22 protein-coding genes are annotated in these 22,419 nt (G+C 67.5%); all 22 read left to right on the top strand.

Annotated features, from left to right (window positions below):
* Positions 1-118: 118 nt before the first annotated feature.
* Positions 119-499, top strand: coding sequence for a hypothetical protein (locus AC1Q5A_RS07385; protein ID WP_492699752.1), 381 nt, complete (start codon positions 119-121; stop codon positions 497-499).
* A gap of 404 nt (positions 500-903) precedes the next feature.
* Positions 904-1,539, top strand: coding sequence for a hypothetical protein (locus AC1Q5A_RS07380; protein WP_492699750.1), 636 nt, complete (start codon positions 904-906; stop codon positions 1,537-1,539).
* Between the two features lie 202 nt (positions 1,540-1,741).
* Positions 1,742-2,320 (top strand): GTP-binding protein, encoded by a 579-nt coding sequence (locus AC1Q5A_RS07375; protein ID WP_492699748.1) that lies wholly within the window; start codon positions 1,742-1,744, stop codon positions 2,318-2,320.
* A 98-nt stretch (positions 2,321-2,418) separates the two neighbouring features.
* Entirely contained in the window at positions 2,419-2,826 is a 408-nt protein-coding gene (locus tag AC1Q5A_RS07370; RefSeq protein WP_492699746.1) for a hypothetical protein, read from the top strand.
* Between the two features lie 690 nt (positions 2,827-3,516).
* Positions 3,517-4,311, top strand: a complete 795-nt coding sequence (locus tag AC1Q5A_RS07365; protein ID WP_492699744.1) for an SDR family NAD(P)-dependent oxidoreductase — start codon at positions 3,517-3,519, stop codon at positions 4,309-4,311.
* 529 nt (positions 4,312-4,840) lie between these two features.
* The gene (locus tag AC1Q5A_RS07360) at positions 4,841-6,208 is read left to right on the top strand and encodes an MFS transporter (RefSeq protein WP_492699742.1); all 1,368 of its coding nucleotides are present in this window, start codon (positions 4,841-4,843) and stop codon (positions 6,206-6,208) included.
* Positions 6,205-8,775, top strand: a complete 2,571-nt coding sequence (nirB, locus tag AC1Q5A_RS07355) for a nitrite reductase large subunit NirB (protein ID WP_492699740.1) — start codon at positions 6,205-6,207, stop codon at positions 8,773-8,775. The genes AC1Q5A_RS07360 and nirB overlap by 4 nt, the downstream gene beginning before the upstream one ends.
* A 4-nt stretch (positions 8,776-8,779) precedes the next feature.
* Positions 8,780-9,163: a nitrite reductase small subunit NirD gene (gene nirD, locus AC1Q5A_RS07350; RefSeq protein ID WP_492699738.1), complete on the top strand. Its 384-nt coding sequence runs from the start codon at positions 8,780-8,782 to the stop codon at positions 9,161-9,163.
* The gene (locus AC1Q5A_RS07345) at positions 9,160-11,862 is read left to right on the top strand and encodes a molybdopterin-dependent oxidoreductase (RefSeq protein ID WP_492699736.1); all 2,703 of its coding nucleotides are present in this window, start codon (positions 9,160-9,162) and stop codon (positions 11,860-11,862) included. The genes nirD and AC1Q5A_RS07345 overlap by 4 nt, the downstream gene beginning before the upstream one ends.
* 29 nt (positions 11,863-11,891) lie before the next feature.
* Positions 11,892-13,328, top strand: a complete 1,437-nt coding sequence (gene cysG, locus AC1Q5A_RS07340; protein ID WP_492700182.1) for a siroheme synthase CysG — start codon at positions 11,892-11,894, stop codon at positions 13,326-13,328.
* A gap of 34 nt (positions 13,329-13,362) precedes the next feature.
* Positions 13,363-14,202, top strand: coding sequence for a uroporphyrinogen-III synthase (locus tag AC1Q5A_RS07335; protein ID WP_492699734.1), 840 nt, complete (start codon positions 13,363-13,365; stop codon positions 14,200-14,202).
* Between the two features lie 21 nt (positions 14,203-14,223).
* A complete protein-coding gene (gene moaA / locus AC1Q5A_RS07330) occupies positions 14,224-15,255 on the top strand; it encodes a GTP 3',8-cyclase MoaA (protein WP_492699732.1) in 1,032 nt (343 codons plus the stop codon).
* 3 nt (positions 15,256-15,258) lie between these two features.
* Entirely contained in the window at positions 15,259-16,257 is a 999-nt protein-coding gene (gene moaCB, locus AC1Q5A_RS07325) for a bifunctional molybdenum cofactor biosynthesis protein MoaC/MoaB (protein WP_492699730.1), read from the top strand.
* Positions 16,258-16,265: 8 nt separating this feature from the next.
* A complete protein-coding gene (locus tag AC1Q5A_RS07320; protein ID WP_492700181.1) occupies positions 16,266-17,501 on the top strand; it encodes a molybdopterin molybdotransferase MoeA in 1,236 nt (411 codons plus the stop codon).
* Between the two features lie 3 nt (positions 17,502-17,504).
* The gene (locus AC1Q5A_RS07315) at positions 17,505-17,765 is read left to right on the top strand and encodes a MoaD/ThiS family protein (RefSeq protein WP_492699729.1); all 261 of its coding nucleotides are present in this window, start codon (positions 17,505-17,507) and stop codon (positions 17,763-17,765) included.
* A 1-nt stretch (position 17,766) separates the two neighbouring features.
* Complete coding sequence (locus tag AC1Q5A_RS07310) at positions 17,767-18,276, top strand: molybdenum cofactor biosynthesis protein MoaE (RefSeq protein ID WP_492699727.1); 510 nt, start codon at positions 17,767-17,769, stop codon at positions 18,274-18,276.
* Complete coding sequence (mobA, locus tag AC1Q5A_RS07305; RefSeq protein WP_492699725.1) at positions 18,260-18,832, top strand: molybdenum cofactor guanylyltransferase; 573 nt, start codon at positions 18,260-18,262, stop codon at positions 18,830-18,832. The genes AC1Q5A_RS07310 and mobA overlap by 17 nt, the downstream gene beginning before the upstream one ends.
* Positions 18,829-19,179 (top strand): hypothetical protein, encoded by a 351-nt coding sequence (locus tag AC1Q5A_RS07300; RefSeq protein WP_492699723.1) that lies wholly within the window; start codon positions 18,829-18,831, stop codon positions 19,177-19,179. Before mobA ends, AC1Q5A_RS07300 begins: the two co-directional genes overlap by 4 nt.
* Positions 19,176-20,087 (top strand): extracellular solute-binding protein, encoded by a 912-nt coding sequence (locus tag AC1Q5A_RS07295; RefSeq protein ID WP_492699721.1) that lies wholly within the window; start codon positions 19,176-19,178, stop codon positions 20,085-20,087. Before AC1Q5A_RS07300 ends, AC1Q5A_RS07295 begins: the two co-directional genes overlap by 4 nt.
* Before the next feature lie 20 nt (positions 20,088-20,107).
* Positions 20,108-20,851 (top strand): ABC transporter permease subunit, encoded by a 744-nt coding sequence (locus AC1Q5A_RS07290; RefSeq protein ID WP_492699719.1) that lies wholly within the window; start codon positions 20,108-20,110, stop codon positions 20,849-20,851.
* A complete protein-coding gene (locus tag AC1Q5A_RS07285; RefSeq protein ID WP_492700179.1) occupies positions 20,851-21,846 on the top strand; it encodes an ABC transporter ATP-binding protein in 996 nt (331 codons plus the stop codon). The genes AC1Q5A_RS07290 and AC1Q5A_RS07285 overlap by 1 nt, the downstream gene beginning before the upstream one ends.
* Before the next feature lie 64 nt (positions 21,847-21,910).
* A partial coding sequence (locus tag AC1Q5A_RS07280; protein WP_492699717.1) for an IS5 family transposase occupies positions 21,911-22,419 on the top strand: 509 nt, incomplete at its 3' end.

Below are 22,419 nucleotides of genomic sequence, written 5' to 3'. Positions count from 1 at the left end.
GAGCGAGGTCGCCGGTCAGGTCGCCTTGTCCCGCCGGGATCGATCATCCGGACGTGTGCAGCATCGGCTGCATGATTCGACAATCAAAGGTTCTGCAAGCAACAGGGGAGGGTTTGGCATGCTGGACATCGATATCTCCAAGCTTGAGCAATTGGTCGCTGATTTGCGCAGCATGCTCAAGGACGGCCTCATCGCCACCGACATATGGGTGGCCGACACCGGCCTGTCGCTGGTGGGCCACAACCAGCAACCGGCTGCCGTCGCTTTATTCAATCAGGTGACCGACGAGATCAGCCGCATACTCGGTGAATCGGGTTTTCCCTTGCTGGATCGCTACTTCCTGGTCGATCTCAAGGACGACAATTCGGTGTTGATTCTTCGCCACGGTGACGATCTGCGGCAGGGGCTGTTGCTGAATTCGCGCAAGGCCAATATGGGCATTGTGTTCAGCATCGTCATTCCGCGTGCGCTCGAAGCCGTTGCCAAGGCGCGTAGCTAGAAAATCCCGCCAGTCCGCTCGATCCCTCGGCTTGACCCGGCACCGGCGCGCCGCAGTCTGGGAGTTTGTGGGTTTTTCAAACTCGAAGTCCGGCACGGATGGCCGGTCGCAAAGCAGGCATGCAAGTGGCTGATTTACGGAGGTGCGTACGGACATGCGCCGGACGCGCCGATGAAGATTTCCACAGGAAGGGGAAATCTTCACAGGCTCCGGGCCCCTGGTTGTCTGCCTGGCCGAGCATCCGCGTGCAGGCAACACAAGCTGCGGCATCCGTATCCGGGCGGATGGCGGCCCTCGAAGAATCTTCCGCGCGGCCGCTATCCAACCTCCGACGGCATGTGAACGATTTGATGAATTATTCCGTTTGGTCATCAACCAGGGACGCGCCAGGAACCAAGGCCTTCATGGCAACGCTGCGCCTGACCTCCTTGCCATGGGAATGGACTTCGTCATCTGCACAGGCGCAATGGTGGATCGTCGACAGCGCGGCCGAGGCTGATATTGCCGCTCTGGCCGAGCGCTATGATCAGGTCAGCCACAAGCCGAAAGTGGCTTTTATCGCCAGGCTCCTGAGCCAGATGCCTCGCTCGTCGTGGACGTTCTTCAAACCGCCGCTGCGCACGCGGCTGGTCCTCGACTGGGTGGATCCGCACGCCGCCACCCTGAGGGCGCTGCCCCAGGTACCGGTCCCGCCTGATCGCCATGCCGACCCCGACGCCGCTGCCTCGCCGTGGCGCAATAAACGGCTGCACCTGCTTCGATGGCCCAATGTCAGCCGCTACGGCAACCGCCTGCGCCTTACCATCACCTGCTCGCATCTGCTCAGGGCTCCGATCTGCTACGAGCAGGCGCTGCAATGGGGAGCCACGGCGACGGTACTCGACCAGTTGCTGGCTGACGCCCACCGTGACGGCTTGCTGGAAGTGGACACCGACGCGCCCGCCACACAGCCGGCCGAAACCAGTGCCGGCGAAACCGGCGACGAGCGTCTGCATCGAGGCCTGATCAAACGCGTGCTGGCCCGGTTTTCAACGAAATGAAACGGCTGATGGACCCAGAGGATGTCCTGGCCTATTCAGCGCAGGCGCCATCGGCCTGTATGCCCGCAGAGCACAGGCGTGACGTCGCACGCGGGGAGAGGCCGTGGTCGGACCCGGCTTCGAGGAGCGAGGAAGGCAGCCTGGCCGTCTGTCCCCGGCGCTACGCGCGCCTTCAACTACACCCTTGCGGAAAGACAGACAAATGAAGGTTGTACTGGGTTACCAAACCGAGCATAGGGTGGTATTCGTGGGCCCCTTCGGAGTGGGCAAGACCACCGCGCTGCGTGCGGTCTCGGACATTCCCGTGACCAGCACGGAGATTGCCAGCGACGAAACCCGGATACTCGGAAACCAGGACAAGACCACCACCACCGTGGGGCTTGATTACGGTGAATGGAGCCTTGCCGGCGACGAGCGCGTGGGCTTGATCGGGGTTCCCGGTCAGCAACGCTTCGAGGCCATGTGGGACTCGCTGTTGCCCGGCAGCTCGGCGGTCGTGCTCTGGCTGTATGGCAATCGCCCCAGCGCCCTGGCCGACGGCCGCTTCTGGCTCGAGGTACTGGCCGCGCGCAACGCCTTGTCGCGGTTGGCGGTGGCCGTGACCCGGCTGCCCGACGATAGCCCGGACAGCGCACTGGACCCGTACCGTGATCTGACCGGCGAGTTTCACCCGCTGGCGCCGGTGATCACCGCCGATCCGCGACAAGCCGACAGTGTGCTGCAAGCCATCATGGTGGCACTCAGCACGCCATGTCCGTCAGTGTCCGCCGGCGTTGCCTAGTGTCTCCGGGTCCGGCCAACTCACCGTTGGCGGCGGCATCGGCCGGAGCTTCGGGCAGTGCCCCGCCGCCTGCATCACCCCTTGAAAGGAGATGGACCATGGAATCCGCAGCCCTCGGCCGGTTTGTCTTGCCAGTCATGGAAGAAATCCCCCAGCGCATTCCCAATCTGAGCGCGGCAGTGCTGTGCACGCCGGACGGCTTCAACGTCTGTTCCCTCGGGGTCGACGAGCAACAGGTAGGCAAGCTGGCGGCGCTGTCCAGCTCGCTGCTGTCGATCGGCGATGCCGCCATGTGCGAGTTGCGTCCCGAACTGGGCAGCCGGTCGATGGATCTGCTGACGGTGCAGGCCGGTCGCTTCCAGGTGCTGGGCATGACCGTGCGCAAACAGCGCCGGCCGCTGATCCTGATGGCCGCGGCCGAAGGCACCGCACTGGGCGTGATGATCGTCGGCCTGCAATATGTAGCCGGCAAGATGGAACGCCTGCTGGACGGCAACGCGTCTTGAATCCGCGCCCCTTCACGGCCCGGCGATTTTCGGACCGTCTGAAACTTGGGAAGATGGCTTTCCTGGAGAGAGGAAGTCGTGGGAAGGAGCCGCTTCCCAGTTTTCAGAAAAGGCGGGGAGAGGAGTCAATCCCGCTTCTGCCGCATGAGATTTCCCTCTTCGGCCAGGAGCTGCTCATGACAATGAAATTCCTGCGTGCCCGGTCGTGCCGTTCCGACAGGGTGACGTCCCCCGTGCCCGAGTTGCATCGAAGCGTGGCGCCGGTCGCCGGTGCCACGCTCTTCGTCGGTCAACGAGCCGCGGATCGAGCGACACCCGCGTGATTCCAATTCCAAGCCAATGCCACCCGATGGCTTCGCGTCGCGGCCGGCTTGTCCCTTCTCGCTTCGGGAGAAGGTGGCGCGTAGCGCCGGATGAGGGTACGGCTGCGCGCAGAGCGACACCGAGGCCGGGCCGCACGATGAGGCGACTGCGTACCCTCACCCGCCCTGCGGGGCGCCCTTTCCCGGAGGGAGAGGGGATTGCTTCGCCGGGCTCCGGGAGGTCACTCGGATGCATCATCATCGATGCAGAAATGGAATGGCTTCTCTCCGGCACGGCTGCACATGCCTCTGCTTCCCGCTTCCCGCTTCCCGCTTCCTGCTTCCTGCTTGTCGCCCGGCGCGACAGCGCCCTTGAAGGATATTTCCCATGCACATCGATCTCTCCGCTCGCACCGCCATCGTCAGCGGCTCCACCGCTGGCATCGGCCTGGCCATCGCCAAAGGACTGGCCGGCACTGGCGCACACGTCGTGGTCACCGGTCGCACGAAAACACGCGTCGATGCAGCGCTCGCCGCGATCAGGAAGGAACTGCCGCAGGCGAAGCTCGGCGGCGTCGCTGCCGATCTCGGCACGGTTGCGGGCGTGGACGCACTGATCGAGGCGGTGCCGGAGGCAGACATCCTGGTCAACAACCTCGGCATCTTCGAGCCCAAGGCCTTCTACGACATCCCGGACGCCGACTGGCAGCACTTCTTCGAAGTCAACGTGATGAGCGGCGTGCGCCTGTCGCGGCACTATGCGCAGGGCATGGCCAGGCGCGGCTGGGGGCGCATTCAGTTCATATCGAGCGAGTCGGGCATGCAGATTCCAGCCGAGATGGTGCACTACGGCGTGACCAAGACCGCCCAGCTCGCGGTATCGCGCGGCCTGGCCGAAACCCTTGCCGGTACCGGCGTCACGGTCAACTCGATCCTGCCTGGCCCGACCTTGTCTGAAGGCGTGAGCGAATTCTTCGGCAAGATCGCCGCCGAGCGCGGCGTGCCGCAGGCGCAGGTGGAAAGGGAATTCATCGCCACCCACCGTCCCGCCTCACTGATCAAGCGTTTGGCTACCGTGGAGGAGGTGGCCAGCCTATCGGTGTATCTCGCTTCGGAACAGGCTTCGGCAACCACGGGTGCCGCCATGCGGGTAGATGGTGGCGTGGTGCGCTCGGTTGTCTGAGTAAACCAGCGATGCGCCAGTGTTCAACTGCAGGCTCGTCCACTTCGGTAGCCTGACGGGATGCGCGCTGCGCGGGCAGGGTGATCAGGGTGGGTTATCGCGGCTAGTGAGTGTCCGCCCAGAGTTCCGTAGACGCTCAGGACCTTCGTTGCGCGTAGCGCCGCTCGAACTCCACAGGTGACAGGTCGTCGTTTGAACCATGCCGTCGTATCGGGTTGGCGGCTCGATGGGTCGCGAGTTGCCACGACCACTGCTTCGGTAATCGGCGCGCGTATCACCTGAGGTTTTGCCCGGGGGCTCGATGAAGTAGACCGCCAACTGCACGGCAGTGGTGCAAATCAAAGAAAACCGCGCGGCAGATGGTGCATATCGCGGGCCGGACAGCTCCAGAAAATCCGCTGACCCGCGTTTTCCCGTCGATGCTCACGCTGGCATGCATGTTGCTTCGCAATATTCCGAGCGAACCAGAGATGCGTTTTGCACGGCAACGTGCAGAAGGCGATCCGTAAATCTTCGATCGGAGAAACTCATGTCGGGCAAGGCGACACGGATCGAATTGTTCCAATGGCGCACGCCCCAGATGCGTGCGTTCCATCTGAGCTGGCTGGCGTTCTTCGCTTGTTTCTTCGCGTGGTTCGCGGTGGCTCCGCTGATGCCGCTGCTGCGGGAAGATCTCCGACTCAGTTCTGACCAGGTGGCGAATGTCACCATCGCCGCCGTGGCGATGACCATCCTCGGACGCCTGCTTGTCGGCCCGCTGTGCGACCGGCTGGGACCGCGACGCACCTATGCTGGACTCTTGCTGCTGGGCTCCATTCCGGTGTTCGGGATGATGTTCGTGCAGGGCTATGTGTCGCTCCTGATCGTGCGCCTGGCGATCGGCGCAGTCGGCGCAGGCTTCGTGATCACGCAGTACCACACGTCGGTGATGTTCGCGCCCAACGTGGTGGGTACAGCAAACGCAACCGCGGCCGGCTGGGGCAACGCGGGCGGTGGCGTCGCGCAGGCGGCGATACCGCTGGCGCTGGCGGGTGTGCTTGCGCTCGGCGTGGACCACCGTCTCGGTTGGCGCATCGTCATGCTGCTGCCCGGCGTGTTGATGGTGATCGTGGGCGTGCTGTATTGGAAGTTCACCCAGGACAGCCCGGAAGGCGATTGCCGCGGACCGAGCGTAAACGGCGGTGCTGCAGGCCAAGGCAAAGCGGGTGGCTGGATGGCGTTTCGCCAGGCGGCCGGCAACTACCGGGTGTGGGCGCTGTGCATCACCTATGCGGGCTGCTTCGGCATCGAACTTTTCGTGCATGGGGTGGCGGCTTCTTACTACGTCGACCACTTCGGGCTGAGCCTGCATGGCGCGGGCCTGGCCGTCGGCGGATTCGGTCTGCTGGCCTTGTTCGCACGGGCCATGGGCGGCATGGCGTCCGATCGGCTGGCACGCAGGCGAGGCCTGGCGTCCCGTGCGCGACTTCTGTGCGCGCTGATGTTCTGCGAAGGCGTCGGGCTGCTGTGTTTCTCGAACACGCAAGGCGTGGCCATGGCGGTGGCGACGATGCTGGCTTTCGGCCTGTTCATGCACATGGCGTGCGGGGCAACCTATGCGCTGATGCCCTTCGTCGATCGCAAGGCACTGGGTGGCGTGGCGGGCATCATCGGTGCCGGCGGCAACGTCGGCGCTGTTGCGGCCGGGTTCCTGCAGAAATACATCGGCTCGGTGCAGCACACCTTTGCGGCGCTTGGCGGCTTCGTGATCGCCGGTTCCCTGTGCGCACTCGCTGTGCGCTTCAGCCGCGAGCACGTGGCCAGCGAGGAACACCTGTACCAGGAGGCCTTGCGGCAGAACGTTCTGCTGCAAGCGAGAGGGCTGTCGGCGGATCCCACGGGGAGGGCATCGATATGACGACGCGACTAGTCGTGGTGGGCAACGGCATGGTGGGGCACCGGCTGCTGGAAGAGCTGGCGACCCTGCAGCCGCCGGATCTGGAGATCACCGTGCTCGGCGAGGAGACGCGGCCGGCCTACGACCGGGTGCACCTGTCGGAGTTTTTCTCCGGCAAGACCGCGGCGGAGCTGTCGCTGGTGACACCCGGGTTCTTCGAGCAGGCCGGAATCTGCTTGCGGCTGGCGACCCGTGCGACCGGCATCGACCGCGCGCGGAAGCGCGTGACGACAAGCGATGGTGACGAACTGCCCTATGACAAGCTGGTGATCGCCACCGGCTCCGCGCCGTTCGTGCCGTCGATTCCGGGCGGCGACCGCCCCGGTTGCCTGACCTACCGCACGCTGGACGACCTGGATGCGTTGTCGGAGTGGGGCGGCCGGTCGAAGCACGGCGTGGTGGTCGGCGGTGGCCTGCTCGGGCTGGAGTGCGCCAAGGCGTTGCGCGACATGGGGCTGGAAACGCACGTGGTGGAATTCGCCGCGCGCCTGATGGCAGTGCAGGTGGACGACAGCGGCGGGCAGATGCTGCGCAAGGCGATCGAGGACCTCGGTCTGGTGGTGCACACCGGCCGGAACACCCAGCGGATCGTCGACGGCGCCGCGCGGCGCCATCGCATGGAGTTCGCCGACGGCAGCCATCTGGAAACCGACCTCATCGTATTCTCCGCCGGCATCCGCCCGCGCGACGAGCTGGCCCGGCAGAGCGAGCTGGGCGTGGGCCAGCGCGGCGGCATCATGGTCGACAACTTCTGCCGCACGCGCGACCGTGACGTCTACGCCATCGGCGAGTGCGCGCAGTGGGGCGGCAAGGTGTTCGGCCTGGTGGCGCCGGGCTACGACATGGCGCGGGTGGTGGCCAAGCACATTTATGCGCTGCAGGCCCGGCGCCCGGCGCCCGACTTGCCGGAATTCGCCGGCGCGGACATGTCCACCAAGCTCAAGCTGATGGGCGTCGACGTGGCCAGCATCGGCGACGCCCACGGTGCCACGCCGGGCAGCTTCAGCTACCAGTTCAGCGACGAGCGCCGGCAGGTCTACAAGAAGCTGGTCGTGTCCGAGGACGGCAAGCGCCTGCTCGGCAGCGTGCTGGTGGGCGACGCGGCCGATTACGGTTCGCTGCTGCAGATGATGCTCAACGGCATGGAGCTGCCGGAGTCGCCGGAGACCTTGATCCTGCCGTCAGGCGATGGCAAACCCAAGCCGGGATTGGCGGTCGATGCGTTGCCGGCGTCGGCGCAGGTGTGCTCGTGCAACAACGTCAGCAAAGGGCAGCTGTGCGAGGCGGTGGCGGCCGGCGCCGCCTCGCTCGATGCACTCAAGCAGGCGACGCGGGCCGGCACCAGTTGCGGCGGTTGCATGCCCCTGGTCACGCAGATCATGAAGGCGGAGCTGGTGCGCGCCGGACTGGCGGTGGACAACCACGTGTGCGAGCACTTTGCGCATTCGCGGCAGGAGCTCTATCACCTGGTGCGAGTCGAGCGCATCCGTCGCTTCGACGAGTTGCTGGCACGCCATGGCCACGGCCTGGGCTGCGACATCTGCAAGCCCGTGGTGGCCAGCATCCTGGCTTCCTGCTGGAACGAGTTCGTGCTGCAGCAGGAACACGCTTCGTTGCAGGATTCCAACGACTACTTCCTCGCCAACATCCAGAAGGATGGCACCTATTCGGTGGTGCCGCGCATGGCCGGCGGCGAGGTGACGCCCGACGGACTGATCTCGATCGGCCAGATCGCACGCAAGTACGGCCTGTATACCAAGCTCACCGGCGGCCAGCGCGTGGACATGTTCGGTGCCCGGCTGGAGCAGTTGCCGCTGGTCTGGGAGGAGCTGATCGCGGCAGGCTTCGAATCCGGCCATGCCTATGGCAAGTCCGTGCGCACGGTGAAGTCTTGCGTGGGCTCCACCTGGTGCCGCTACGGCGTGCAGGATTCGGTGCGCCAGGCGATCGACCTGGAGCACCGCTACAAGGGGCTGCGCTCGCCGCACAAGCTGAAATTCGCCGTGTCCGGCTGCACGCGCGAATGCGCCGAGGCGCAGAGCAAGGACGTCGGCATCATCGCCACCGAAAAGGGCTGGAACCTCTATGTGTGCGGCAACGGCGGCATGAAGCCGCGGCACGCGGAACTGCTGGCCGGCGACCTCGATACGGAAACCATGGTCCGCTACGTCGACCGCTTCCTGATGTTCTACATCCGCACCGCCGACCGCCTGCAGCGCACCAGCGTGTGGCGCGACAATCTGGAAGGCGGCATGGATTACCTGCGCGCGGTGATCGTCGACGACAGGCTGGGCATCGGCGCCGAGCTGGAGGCGGAGATGCGGCTAGTGATCGACAGCTACGAGTGCGAATGGAAGCGGGCGGTGAACGACCCGCAGGTGCGCAGCCGCTTCCGGCATTTCGTCAACAGCGAGGCCGGCGACGATCGGGTGGCCTTCGTGCCGGAGCGTGGCCAGATCCGACCCGCCACGCCCGAAGAGAAGCGCAGCCGGCTGGCGCGCATCCCGGTTGTGGTCGAGACGGAGTGAGACGATGAGCAACGGTGCAATGATGGATGAGTGGACCTGCGTGTGCCGGATCGACGAGATCGTGCCTGGCACCGGCGTGTGCGCGCTGGTGGATGGCGAGCAGGTGGCGGTGTTCCGCCTTGCAGACGACACGATCCATGCGATCGGCAACATCGACCCCGAATCGGGCGCGGCGGTGCTGTCGCGCGGTCTGGTTGGCAATCTCGGCGAACGGGTGGTGGTGGCTTCGCCGATCCACAAGCAGCACTACGATCTGCGCAGCGGCGAATGCCTGGAAGAATCGGCCTTGCGCGTGCCGGCGTGGCCGGTGCGCCGCGATGGCGACCGCGTGCTGGTCAGGCGCGAGGCGGCACCGAGCCGCCGCGACGCAGGCGCTGACGACACATGAGTGCGGCAGTGGCCACCACGTGCCCCTACTGCGGCGTCGGCTGCGGTGTACTGGCGCGCGTGGGCGATGCGGGCGCAACCCGCGTCGAAGGCGACCCCGCGCATCCGTCAAATTTCGGCCGCCTGTGCGTGAAGGGCGCGGCGCTGGGCGAAACGACGGACCTGCACGGGCGTCTCCTGCACCCGCAATTGCGCGCGGCTGACGGCAGCTTTCGCCGAGTCGGCTGGGACGCGGCGCTCGACTGCGTGGCCGACGGCTTCCGCCGCGCAGTCGATCGGCATGGCCCGGATGCCGTAGCGTTCTACGTGTCCGGGCAATTGCTCACGGAGGACTACTACGTCGTCAACAAGCTGGCCAAGGGTTACCTGGGCACCGCGAACATCGATACCAACTCGCGCCTGTGCATGTCCTCGGCGGTCGCCGCGCACAAGCGTGCCTTCGGCGAGGATCTGGTGCCGGGCTGCTACGAAGACCTGGCGCAGGCCGAACTGGTGGTGCTGGTGGGCTCCAACACGGCGTGGTGCCACCCGGTGGCATTCCAGCGCATCGCCCAGGCGAAGGCGGCAGGGGCGAAGCTGGTGGTCGTCGACCCACGCTTCACCGCCACCTGCGAGTCGGCCGACCTGCACCTGCCGATCAAGCCGGGCACCGACGTATGGCTGTTCAACGGCCTGCTCGCCTTCCTGTTCCGGCATGGGGTGATGGATGTGGGCTTCGTCGACGCGCACACGGACGGCATGAACGCCGCACTGGCGTTGGCCAGCGCCGAGGCCGGCGACCCGGATGCGGTGGCGCGCATGTGCGGAGTGAAGCCAGCCGACCTGCTGGCGTTCTACCGGCTGTTCGCGCGGCACGAACGCGTGGTCAGCCTGTTCTCGCAGGGCGTGAACCAGTCCACCAGCGGCACCGACAAGGCCAACAGCCTCATCAACTGCCACCTGCTGTCCGGGCGCATCGGCAAGCCGGGGGCGGGACCGTTCTCGATCACCGGGCAGCCGAACGCGATGGGCGGGCGCGAGGTCGGCGGGATGGCCAACATGCTGGCGGCACACATGGATCTGCACGAGCCGGCGCACCGGCAGATCGTGCAGGCCTTCTGGGCTTCGCCGCACATCGCCGTCGAACCGGGACTAAAGGCGGTGGCGCTGTTCGACGCGGTGCGGGAAGGGCGGATCAAGGTGCTGTGGATCATGGGCACCAATCCGGTGGTCAGCCTGCCCGATGCCGACCGGGTCCGGCAGGCGCTGCAGGGCTGCGATCTGGTGGTGTGTTCCGACATCGTCGAGCGCACCGATACCAGCGTGCATGCGCATGTGCGTCTGCCGGCGCTGGGCTGGGGCGAGAAAGACGGTACCGTGACGAGTTCGGAGCGGCGCATCTCGCGCCAGCGCCGGTTCCTGCCGGCGCCGGGCGAGGCGCGGGCAGACTGGCACATCGTCTGCGAGGTGGCAAAACGCCTGGGTTTTGCCGAAGCCTTCGACTACGCCGGGCCGCACGAGATCTTCGTCGAACACGCGCGGCTCACCGCGTTCCGCAACCACGAGCCCGTCGTCGGCGGTCAGCCGGCGGCGCGACGGCAACTGTATCTGGGCGGGCTGGCTGCGCTCGATACGTCGGCCTACGACGCGTTGGCGCCGGTGCAGTGGCCGGTGCGCGAAGACGGCAGCGGCACGGCGCGCCTGTTCGAGGATGGCCGCTACGCGCATGCCGATGGCCGGGCGCGTTTCGTCGCCACTCCCGGACGCCTGCCGGCCCACGCGCCGGACCGCGAGTATCCGTTGCTGCTCAACACCGGCCGCATACGCGACCAGTGGCACACCATGACGCGCACCGGCAAATCGCCAAGGCTTGCCGGCCATCTCGGCGAGCCGTTTGTCGACATGCACCCGCACGATGCGTTGCGCAGCGGCGTGCGCGAGGGCGAACTGGCGCATGTGGTCTCGCGCTGGGGGGCGATGGTGGCGCGGGTGCGCCATGGCGGCGGCGTCCCGGCTGGCCAGGTGTTCGTGCCGATCCACTGGAACGACCAGTTCGCCTCCGATGCGCGCGTGGGCGCGCTGGTGAGCCCGATGGTCGATCCGGTCTCCGGCCAGCCGGAGTTCAAGCACACGCCGGTGCAGGTGGAGCCGTTTCCGGTGCGCTGGTACGGTTTCGCGTTCGGACGCCGCCGGCTGCCGACGGCGGAGCTGAGTTACTGGGCGTTGATCCGCGGCGAGCAGTTCTGGCGCTACGAGATCGCGCACCGTGAACGGCCGGGCGACTGCGGCACGTGGGCCAGGGCCTGGCTGAATGCCGCCACCGCTGCCGAGTGGCTGGAATACGAGGACGCCGATGCCGGGATCTATCGCGCCGCGCTGTTGCGCGAGGATCGACTCGAAGCCTGCGTGTTCCTTTCCCCGCGCCCCGGCTTGCTGTCGCGCCGGTGGCTGGCGCAGCTGTTCGGCAAGCCGCGGCTGGAGGATGCCGACCGCGCCGGCCTGCTTGCCGGCGAATCGCCGGATGCGGACGGCGATCCCGGGCCGGTGGTGTGCGCCTGCTTCGGCGTCGGCCGCAACACGATTTGCACGTCGATCCGCGAGAAGAGCCTGGATACACCAGTCGGCGTGACGGCCGTGCTGCGCGCGGGCGGCAACTGCGGCTCGTGCATTCCGGAGATCCGTCGACTGATCGCCGAAGCACACGCCGGGAGCGAGGCATGAACGACATCACGGCAAACCGGAGCCCGACAATGAAGCTGTATCCCCTCTTCGCGGATTTGCATGGGTTGCCGGTACTGGTGGTCGGCGGCGGCGGCGTGGCGCGGCGCAAGGCCGAGGCTCTGCTCGGCGCCGGCGCGCAGGTCACGGTGGGTGCGCCACGACTGGACGCGGAACTCGCCGCCTGGGCCGAAGCGGGGACGATCCGCTGGCAGCGTGGCGAATTCGTGCCCGGTTGGCTCGACGGCATGTGGCTGGTGATCGCCGCCACCGACGACCGCGGATTGAACGCCGAGGTGGCCGCCGCCGCGACCGGGCGGCGCCTCTTCGCCAACGTGGTGGACGATGCCTCGCATTCGCGCTTTCACGTGCCCGCGGTGGTGGATCGCTCGCCGCTGGTGGTGGCCGTCTCCACCGCCGGCGCGGCACCGGCACTGGCGCGGCGCGTGCGTGAGACGCTGGAACGCGTGCTGGACCATGGACTCGGCGCGCTGGTGGCGCTGGCACAGCGCCAGCGTGCGCGCATCGTGCGCCGGCACGAAAACCTTGCCGACCGTCGCGCCTTCTACGACTGGCTGCACGATGGCCCGGTGCTGCCGCTGCTGCGTGCAGCGCGTGGGCAGGAGGCCGAACAGGTGCTGCTCGCTGCCCTGCATGGCGACCGGCCGCCACGGCGCGAGGGTTCGGTGACGCTGGTCGGCGCCGGCCCCGGACATCCCGGTCTGCTCACCCTGCAGGCGCTGCGTGCGCTGAACGAGGCGGACGTGGTGCTGCACGACCAGCTCGTGGGCGAGGCGATCCTCGCGATGGTGCGGCGCGATGCCGAACGCATCGACGTGGGCAAACGCTGCGGCGGCCGCCAGGTGGCGCAGGAGCGGATCCATCGGCTGATGCTGGCACACGCGCGCGAGGGTCGGCGCGTGGTGCGCCTGAAGGGCGGCGATCCGTTCGTGTTCGGCCGCGGTGGCGAGGAGCTGGCGTTTCTGCGTCGCCATGGCGTCGCCTGCACGGTGGTGCCTGGCGTCACCGCCGCCGTGGCTTGCGCCGCCTTTGCCGGCATCCCGCTGACGCAGCGCGGGCTGGCACAGTCGGTCTGCCTGCTGACCGCGCACGGCAAGGCGGGCAGCGACATGCCGGACGTGCATGCGCTGGGTCAGCGTGGGCAGACCCTGGCCGTCTACATGGGCGTCGAGCGGGTCGACGCTCTTACGGTGCGGCTGCTTGCCCACGGTCGCGCCGCGGACACGCCGGTGGCCATCGTCGAGAACGGCAGCCTGCCGCAACAGCGCGTGATTGCCGGCGTGCTGGCCGAACTGCCGGGGCTCGTGCGGGAACACGCGGTAGGCTCGCCGGCGCTGCTGATCGTCGGCGAGGTCGCGGCCTGTGCAACTTCGCAGGCATGGTTCGGCGAACTGGTCGACGCCCGTGTCGGGCAGCTCGTTGCCGAACCGATGGCGGACCTCGCGTGATGGACGCGTTGCCGGTCAGCCGCGGGGCATCGCGATGAGCGTCGGCGGCGAGCCCAGATTGCCCCTGGCAGGCAAGTGCATCGCTGTGCCCGAGTCGCGCGAGCTGAATGTGTTTGCAACCCTGCTCGAACGTCGCGGCGCCAGCGTGTTGCGTTGTCCGCTGGTGGACATCCTCGATGCGCCCGATCCGGTGCCCGTGCTGGATTGGCTGCGCCGGTTCAACGCGGGCGGCTGCGACGACCTGTTGCTGTTCACCGGTGAGGGGCTGAGCCGTCTGCTCGACGCACTCGACCGGCATGCACCCGCCGAGCGGGTCGACTTCATTGCACGCCTGGCGCAGGTGCGCATCGTGGTGCGCGGCCCGAAGCCGGCACGCGTGCTGCGCGAACTGGGGCTGCGGCCGGAGCGGATCGCCGAGCCGGCCACCACGCCGGGCATGATCGCCTGCCTGCGCGAGTTCGACTTGCATGGCCGCCGCGTCGGCGTGCAGCTGTATGGCAGCGAACCCAATGTGCCGTTGATGACCTTCCTCGCCGAGGCGGGAGCGCTGGCCTTGCCGGTCGCCCCCTATCGCTATGCCGACGACGCCTGCGACGCCGATGTGCTCGCCTTGATGCGGCGCTTGCAGCAGGGCGAAGTCGACGCGATCGCGTTCACCAGCCTCCAGCAGGTGGAGCGCTTGTTCCGGCTTGCGAGCGGCCAGGGGCAGGGCGAGGCGTTGAGTGAGGCTTTGCGGCGAACGGTCGTGGCTGCCGTCGGGCCGGTCGTTGTCGAGGCGCTGGCGCGGCGCGGCGTGGCGGTCACGGTCGTTCCGATCGATCGCTATTACCTTAAGCCGCTGGTGCAGGCGCTGATCGATGCCTTGTCAATCTGAGCGAGGTCAGGTTCCGTGGAAATGCACTCGGCATTACACCCCAGTCCCGTACCGGAAGGGAGCACGGACAGGGTCCCGCTGGCCGACCATCATGGTCGCCGCTTTCCCTACCTGCGCTTGTCCATCACGCCAGCCTGCAACTTCCGCTGCCGCTACTGCCTGCCGCACGGCTACCACGCCGAAGCGGGCGTGGCCGGGCCGCTGACGCTGGACGAGATCGCGCGCCTGCTGCGCGGTTTTGCCGAGCTGGGCATGCAGAAACTGCGCATCACCGGCGGCGAACCCGGCGTGCGCCGCGACCTCGCCGACGTGCTGCGCACTGCCGCTGCCGTGCCCGGCTTGAAAAAACTGGCGATGACCACCAACGGCACGCTGTTGTCCAGGCGCCTGCACGCGTGGATGGACGCGGGGCTCAACGCCATCAACGTCAGCGTGGACAGCCTGGACCGCGCGGCCTTCGCGCGCATCACCGGGCACGACCGGCTGGATGACATCCTGCACGGCGTGGACATGGCGCTGGACGCGAAGCTGCAGACGGTGAAGCTCAACGCCGTGCTGCTTCGCGGCGTCAACGACAACGAACTGCCGCGCTGGCTGGACTACCTGCGCGACCACGCGGTGGGCCTGCGCTTCATCGAGCTGATGCAGACCGGCGACAACCTGGCCTTCTTCCGCGACCACCATGTACGCGCGGAGACACTGGAAGACGAACTCCGCGAATGCGGCTGGCAGGCCTTGCCGCGCGCCCTCGACGACGGCCCCGCGCGCGAGTACGCCCACCCCGACTACGCCGGGCGCATCGGCATCATCGCGCCGTATTCACAGGGTTTCTGCGCCAACTGCAATCGTCTGCGCGTCACCGCCACCGGCGACCTGCGGCTGTGCCTGTTCGGCGAGTTCGGCATCCCGTTGCGCCCGCTGCTGCAGAACGACGGTCAGCTCGACGCGCTGGTGCGCACCATTGGCGGCCGGATCGGCCACAAGGAGCCGGGCCATTCCCTGCACCTGGGCCGCACCGGCATCACGCCGCATCTTGCATCCACCGGAGGTTGATCCATGCCCGTGCGCGACGAACGCCCGCATTTCCACATGGCCGACGTGCGCAGCAAGCGCGCCACCGCGCGCCGCGCGGTAGCCGTGGGCGAACTGGACGCCGGCAGCGCCTGGGACGACATCGTCGAACGACGCCTGCCCAAGGGCGACGCGATGGTGATGGCCGAGATCGCCGGCCTGCAGAGCGCCAAGAACACCGCGCAGCTGATACCGCTGTGCCACCCGTTGCCGCTTGAACACATCGCGGTGCGTTGCGAACCGGTACCGGCACGCCGCACCATTCGCGTCTATTGCGAGGTGGCCACCTGCGCCCGCACCGGCGTGGAAATGGAGGCGCTGGCCGGCGTCAGCGCCGCCCTGCTGACCTTGTACGACCTCACCAAGCCGGTGCAGCCGGCGTTGTCCTTCGGCAACGTGCGCCTGCTGTTCAAGGAAGGGGGCAAGAAAGGTTTGTGGTTTCATCCTGACGGTATCAGCGAGGCCGAGCGCGAGCATTACCGACCGCGCGCCACGCCGCGTCTGGAAGGTGTGCCGGCGGCCGTCATTACCTTGAGCGACCGCGCCAGTCGCGGCGAGTACGCGGATGTTTCCGGCCCGCTGCTGGTGGAGCGGCTGCGTGCGTTGGGCGCCGAGGCAGGCCCAGCCGAAGTGCGTGCGGACGAAGCCGAGCCGCTCGCCGCGCGCCTGCGCGAACTGGCCACCGCCAAGGTTCGTCTGGTGCTGTGCACCGGCGGCACCGGCCTGTCGCCCCGCGACGTCACGCCCGAGGCCCTGGCCGTGCTGGACGCGCGCCGCGTGCCCGGTATCGGCGAACTGTTCCGCGCCGAAAGCAGCCAGCACACGCCGCTGGCCTGGTTGAGCCGCGCCGAGGCGGTGCTGCTGGGCGACATGCTGGTGATCGCGCTGCCCGGCAGCGCCAGGGCGGTGGCGCAGGGCATGGATATCCTCGCGCCCATCCTCGCGCACGCGCTGGCGATGGTCACCGGCGAGGGGCACGCATGAGCCACGACCTGCTCGATCCGGCAGAGGGGCTGCGGCTGATCCTCGCTTGCTGCACGCCGTTGCCCGCGCAGGAGGTTCGCGTCGTCGTCGCCATCGGCCGCGTGCTCGCCGCGCCGGTGATCGCGCCCGGCGCGTTGCCGCCGTTCGACAACTCGGCGATGGACGGCTATGCGCTGGGTGGTGGCGTCGATCCGCTCGTCGCCGGCAGCGAATGGTCCATCGAAGGCGAGCAGGCCGCCGGCGACGGTGTGCGCGGCAACGCGCGCGGCGCATGGGAAATCATGACCGGCGCGCGCCTGCCCGATGGTCTGGATCGGGTGATTCCGTTGGAACAGGTCGAATTGCTGAAAGCACCGCCGCGTATCCGTCTGCTGGCGGACGTGGCACCGGGCCAGAACGTGCGCGCTGCCGGTTCCGACGTGGCGGCGGGCGAGGTCGTGCTCGCCGCCGGCACGGTAATCGCGCCGCAACACCAGATGCTGCTTGCGGCCTTGGGCGTGGGGCGTGCAAGTGTGGTCGAACGCCCGCGCGTGGCCGTGCTGTGCACTGGCCGTGAGCTGGTGGACGATGCCGCGCAGTCGCTGGCGCCGGGACAGATCCGCAATGCCAATGGCCCCTTTCTTGCCACGCGTCTGCCGCTGGCTGGCGTCGAACTCAGCCATATCGAGACGGTGGGCGACGAAGTGGAAGCCTTCCTGGCTGCCTTCGCGCGCGCCAAGGCAGCCGGTGCGCGCGTGGTGATCTCCACCGGCGCGGTGTCGATGGGCCGCTACGACTTCGTGCCGCAGGCACTGGCGCGCCTGGGTGCCGAAACGATCTTCCACAAGCTGGCGATCCGTCCCGGCAAACCCTTGCTGTTTGCGCGCCTGCCTGACGGCACGCTGTTTTTCGGTCTGCCCGGCAACCCGATCGCGGTGGCGGTGGGGCAGCGCTTCTTCGTGGAACCAGCGCTCCGGACCCTGCTCGGCTTGCCGCGCGAGACTCCGTGGCGCATGTCGCTGGCCGCCGATTACGCGAAGAAGGCCCGGCTGCGTTTTCATTTGAAATCACGCGTGACGCTGGACGCACAAGGCCGCCTCGCCGCCCGCGTGTTGCCGGGGCAGGAGTCTTACCGCATCCGTCCGCTGGCCGAGGCCAACGCCTGGGTCGTGGTGCCGATCGAAGCCGGCGCACTCGCGGCCGGCACGCTGGTGGATGTCTACGGTGCCGGCCATCTGGAAAGTCCCTACATCGACAGGGGGTGATGCATGAAAATCCGAATCGCGCTGTACGGTGCGCTGCGCGAAGCCGAAGCCAGCGGTCATGTCGAGCTGGAGGTGCCCGCCGGCAGCCGCATCGCTGAGTTGCGCGACCTGCTGGCAACGCATTTGCGCGAACACGCGCCGGCGATCCCCGCGGGGCTGGTGTGCCGCTCGGCCTTCGCCAGCACCGAGGAGATCCTGCACAACCACCGCATGGTGTCCGAAGGCGTGGAACTGGCGGTGCTCCCGCCGGTGAGCGGAGGCTGAGATGGACGATCTGCACGTCGCCGTGGTGGAACGCCGCGTGGCCGCGCTGGACGTGGCCGCGGCGCTGGATTTCGTGGCCGATCCGCGCTTCGGCGGCATCGCGTGTTTCGTCGGCCGGGTGCGCGAGCACAACCTGGGCCGTATCGTCACCGGGATCAGCTACGACCTGTTTCAGCCGCTGGCGCTGCGCATGTTCCAGGCCATCGGCGAGCGAGCGCGCGCCGAGGTGGCGGCGCCGCTCAAGCTGTGGATTGCCCACGCGCAAGGCCGTCTTGGCATTGGCGACCTTGCCGTGGTGGTCGCGGCTGGCACGCCACATCGAGACGAGGCGTTCCGTGCCTGCCGGCTGGCCATCGAAGCAGTGAAACACGAGGCGCCAATCTGGAAGCAGGAACACTACATCGACGGCGACAGCGCCTGGAGCGAAGGTTGTTCGTTGTGCGAGGAGCAGCACGAAGCCGATCACGCGCAAGCCAGCCATGCCGGAAGCGACCATGGCCACCGTCACTGACCGACCTCCATGCATCGGCGTGGTACTGGCTGGCGGCCTGTCCACGCGCATGGGCCGCGACAAGGCCATGCTCGACTGGCACGGCCGGCCATTGATCGAGCGCCAGATCGACGCACTGCGCGCATCCGGCGTGGATGATGTGCGCGTGAGCGGCGATCGCCCTGACTACCGCGGCATTGCCGATGCGCAACCGCAGCTTGGCCCGCTGGGCGGTCTCGCCGGCGTTGCCGATGCGGTGACGGTCGGCGTCGACCTGCTGGTGGTACCAGTGGACATGCCGATGCTCAGCGCCGCCTTGCTGTACCGGCTGCGCAGGGAGCATCCGCAAGCGCGTGGCCTGCGTTGCGCCGGCCACGTGCTACCGCTGCGCCTGCACCTGGACGAAGCATGCCGCGCGTTCGTGCGGACCTTGTTGAAGCAGCGCGAGCCACACCGTCGCTCGCTGCGCGCATTGCAGCAGGCGGTGGGTTGCGAGGAGCTCGCGCTCGATCCCGTCGAGGCATCGCAACTGCTCGACTGCAATACCGAAACCATCTGGAACGAGGTGAGTCGATGAGAGTGCAACAGCAACAACAGTCGTTGCGCCTGCGTATCAACGAGGCGGAACTGGCGGCGTTGCTGGCGGGCGGCACGGTAGGTAATGAAACGCGCTGGCCCGACGGCCATGTCGAACGCCACCAGCTCGTGCTGGCTGCGCAGCACGGCTGGCAACGCAGCCCCGACGGCTGGCGCGTGGCGCTGGCGGATGCGGCCGTGCGCGAGCTGGCCACGCGCCTGCCCAGTCGCGACGGCTTGCAGTTCGAACTTGTGGTGCCCGGAGGCGCCACGCTCAGCTTGCTGTTCGACGTGGACGTACGCGACAGCGTGCGCCGGCGCCGCGTCGATCGGGAGGGCAGGGCATGAGCGCATGGCGGTGCTTCGCGGGCTGGCTGATGCCGTTCCTGTTGCTGTCCGCCATGGCCGTGTCGGCCAGCGATGCACCGGTGCTGCGCGTGGCCTACGCCGGCTCGATGGGCGCGGTGATGGATCAGTCGCTCGGCCCGGCTTTCGGCAGGGCGCACCATGCCGGCTATCAAGGCATCGGCCAAGGCTCCTACGCGCTGGCCCGGCTGCTGGCTGGAAAGCAGTTGCAGGCTGACGCTTTCGTGGCGATCACGCCGGGCCCGATCGAAGTGATGCGGCAGGCCGGCCTGGTGGATCATGCGGTGCCGGTGGCCAGCACGCGCATGGTGGTGATCTACAGCCCGCGCAGTCGCTTCGCCGCCGACTTCGCGGCTGCCGCGAAGGGCAGCCGATCCTGGTACGAGGTGCTGCGCGAACCCGGTCTGCGACTGGGCCGCACCAATCCTGCGGTCGATCCGCAAGGCGCCAATGCACTGCTCACCCTGCAGCTGGCGGCGCGCTATTACCACCAGCCCGACCTGCTGCGGAAGGTGGCCGGCGACGTGCAGAACCCGCGACAGATCTTTGCCGAGCCTTCGCTGATGTCCCAACTGGAAGCCGGCCAGGTCGATGCCGCCATCGGCTACGCCAGCGCGGCGTTCTCGCACCATCTGCCGGTCATCGACCTGCCTGCGCAGATCGACCTGGCACAGCCGGCCATGCAGAAGGCGTGGTATGCGCAAGCCGGCTTCAGCCTGGCCAACGGCAAGCGGGTCGCGGTGCAGCCGCTGGTGTTCTACGCCGCGGTGCCGGCCGATGCGCAGCAGCCCGCACTCGGCCGTGCCTTCGTGCTTTTCCTGCAAGGCGCACAAGGGCAGGCGATGCTGCGCGAGCACGGCTACGACCCGCCGCACGGACCGGCGCTGTGATGCACGCCATGCGACCACGCTTGCCAACGTTCGCAGCTGGCCTGGCACTGCTGCTGCTGGCTGCACCGTTCGCGGGTCTGCTGCTGGCCACCGACTGGCGCCACTTCGGTTTCGCTCATGGCGACGGCGGTGCGGTGGCGGTGTCGCTGGGCTACAGCCTGGTCGCCCTGCTGTTGATTGTGGCGTTGGGCACGCCGTTCGCCTGGTGGCTGGCACGCCATCGCGTGCGCGGGCAGTGGCTGATCGACGCGTTGCTGCTGCTGGCCCTGCTCACGCCACCGTTGGCGATGGGCCTGTTACTGACCACGATCTACGGTCACTATGGGCCGGCTGGCCAGCTGCTGGAGCGTGCCGGTCTGGTGCTCACCAATTCGCCGCCAGCCTTCGTGATGGCGCAGTTCTACGCCGCGCTGCCGTATTACGTTATCGCTGCGCGCGCCGCGTTCGAGGGTGTGCCGCGCGAGCTGGAGCAGATCGCGCTGACGCTCGGCCATTCGCCGACGCGCTGCTTCTTCCAGGTCAGCTTGCCGCTGGCGCGGCTGGGCCTCGCCGCCGCGGTGGCGCTGGCCTGGGTGCGTGCGCTGGGCGAATTCGGGGTGGTGCTGATCGTGGCGTACTACCCGCAGGGCATCCCGGTGAAACTGTGGGTGAATCTGCAGGAGATCGGACTCGATGCGGTGTATCCGCTCTTGTGGGTGTTCTTCCTGACGGCATTGCCGCTGCCGCTGGTGCTTGGCCTGGCCGTGCGCGGGCGCTTGCCGTGATGCGCATCGACTACCGCATCGAACACCCGGTGACGTTGCACGCCCGCTTCGAGGTGGCCGGTTTCACCGTACTGCTGGGCGCCAGCGGCGAGGGCAAGTCGCTGCTGCTGCGCGCGATCGCCGGATTGGCGCCGGCACGTGGCGAGCCGTTCGATGGCTTGCCGCCGCAGGACCGCGCGGTGGGCTACCTGCCGCAAGGACACACGCTGTTTCCGCATTTGCGCGCGTGGCAGAACGTGGCTTTCGCGCTGCGCGGTCCGCGACGGCGCGAGCAGGCCATGCAGCTGCTGGAGCGCGTAGGCCTGGCCGCGCTCGCCGAACGCTATCCCGCCGCGCTGTCCGGCGGCCAGCAGCAACGCGTGGCGCTGGCCCGCGCGCTGGCGCGACGGCCGCGCCTGCTGTTGCTGGACGAACCGACTTCGGCGCTGGACCCGGCCACCCGCGACGACGTACTCGCCGAGTTGATCGCGGAAATCCGTGCGGCTCGCATTCCCGCGCTTGCGGTCAGCCACGATCCCGCGCTTGCCGCGGTGGCCGACCGGCTGGTGCTGATGCATGAACATCGCATCGTGCAGACCGGCACGCCAGCGGAAGTGCATGCGAAACCGGCCAGCGGCGCAGTGGCACGCTTGCTCGGATACCGCAACGTGTATTGTGGAAAACTCGCTGGCGTGGGGAGCGCACAACGACTGCTGTGGCAGGAAGCCGGAGTCGAGCTGCCGGTATGCACGGAGCTTCCCGATGGCAGCGCCGTGGACTGGCATATCGCGCCACAGGCGGTTGAGCTGCACGATCTATCTGCGGTGTCCTCGGAAACCGTTGCGGTCAGCATGGAGATGCGACAAGTAGGAGCAGGTGGTCATTACGTGGGTCTACGCTGCGGGAAGGCACTGCTTTGGGCTGAGCTGCCATTATCACGAGACGTGCCTGAGGCGTTGCACCTGCACCTGCCGGCGGCAGCGATTCGCTGTTGGCCGCGTGGATATCCCCACTAGGGATGCTCTGATCTATTCCCCGTCTGCGGCATCATAGCGACGAGCCCCAGGAAACCCATCCCCGATGAAGCAGCGTTCGTTCGCGTCGTTGAGTTTCGACGTCAAGAAGAAGCCAACCCGCCGAGAGAAATTCCTTGGCGAGATGGACAAGGTGGTGCCGTGGGAGGCGCTGCTGGCGCTGATCGTGCCGAGCTACCCCACGGCGGGCCGTCGCGGACGCCCGCCGATGCAGCCGTCGGTGATGCTGCGCATCCACTTCATGCAGCAGTGGTACGCGCTGAGCGACCCGGCGATGGAGGATGCGCTGTACGAGATCGAGTCGATGCGGCGGTTCGCGGGGCTGGAGCTGAACGAGGATGCGATTCCGGACGAGACGACGATCCTGAAGTTCCGCCGCTTTCTGGAACAGCACGGCCTGGCGGTGAAGATCCTTGAAACGGTCAATGCGCATCTGAGCGGCAAGGGCCTGCTACTGCGCCAGGGCACGATCGTGGACGCCACGATCATCCAGGCACCGTCGTCGACGAAGAACAAGGACAAGCAACGCGACCCGGAGATGCACCAGACCAAGAA

It is taken from the genome of Rhodanobacter sp. GW835-FHT13D09, assembly GCF_058793995.1.
The sequence above is the reverse complement of the archived record's forward strand: the minus strand, read 5'-3'. Positions and strand labels throughout refer to the sequence as shown.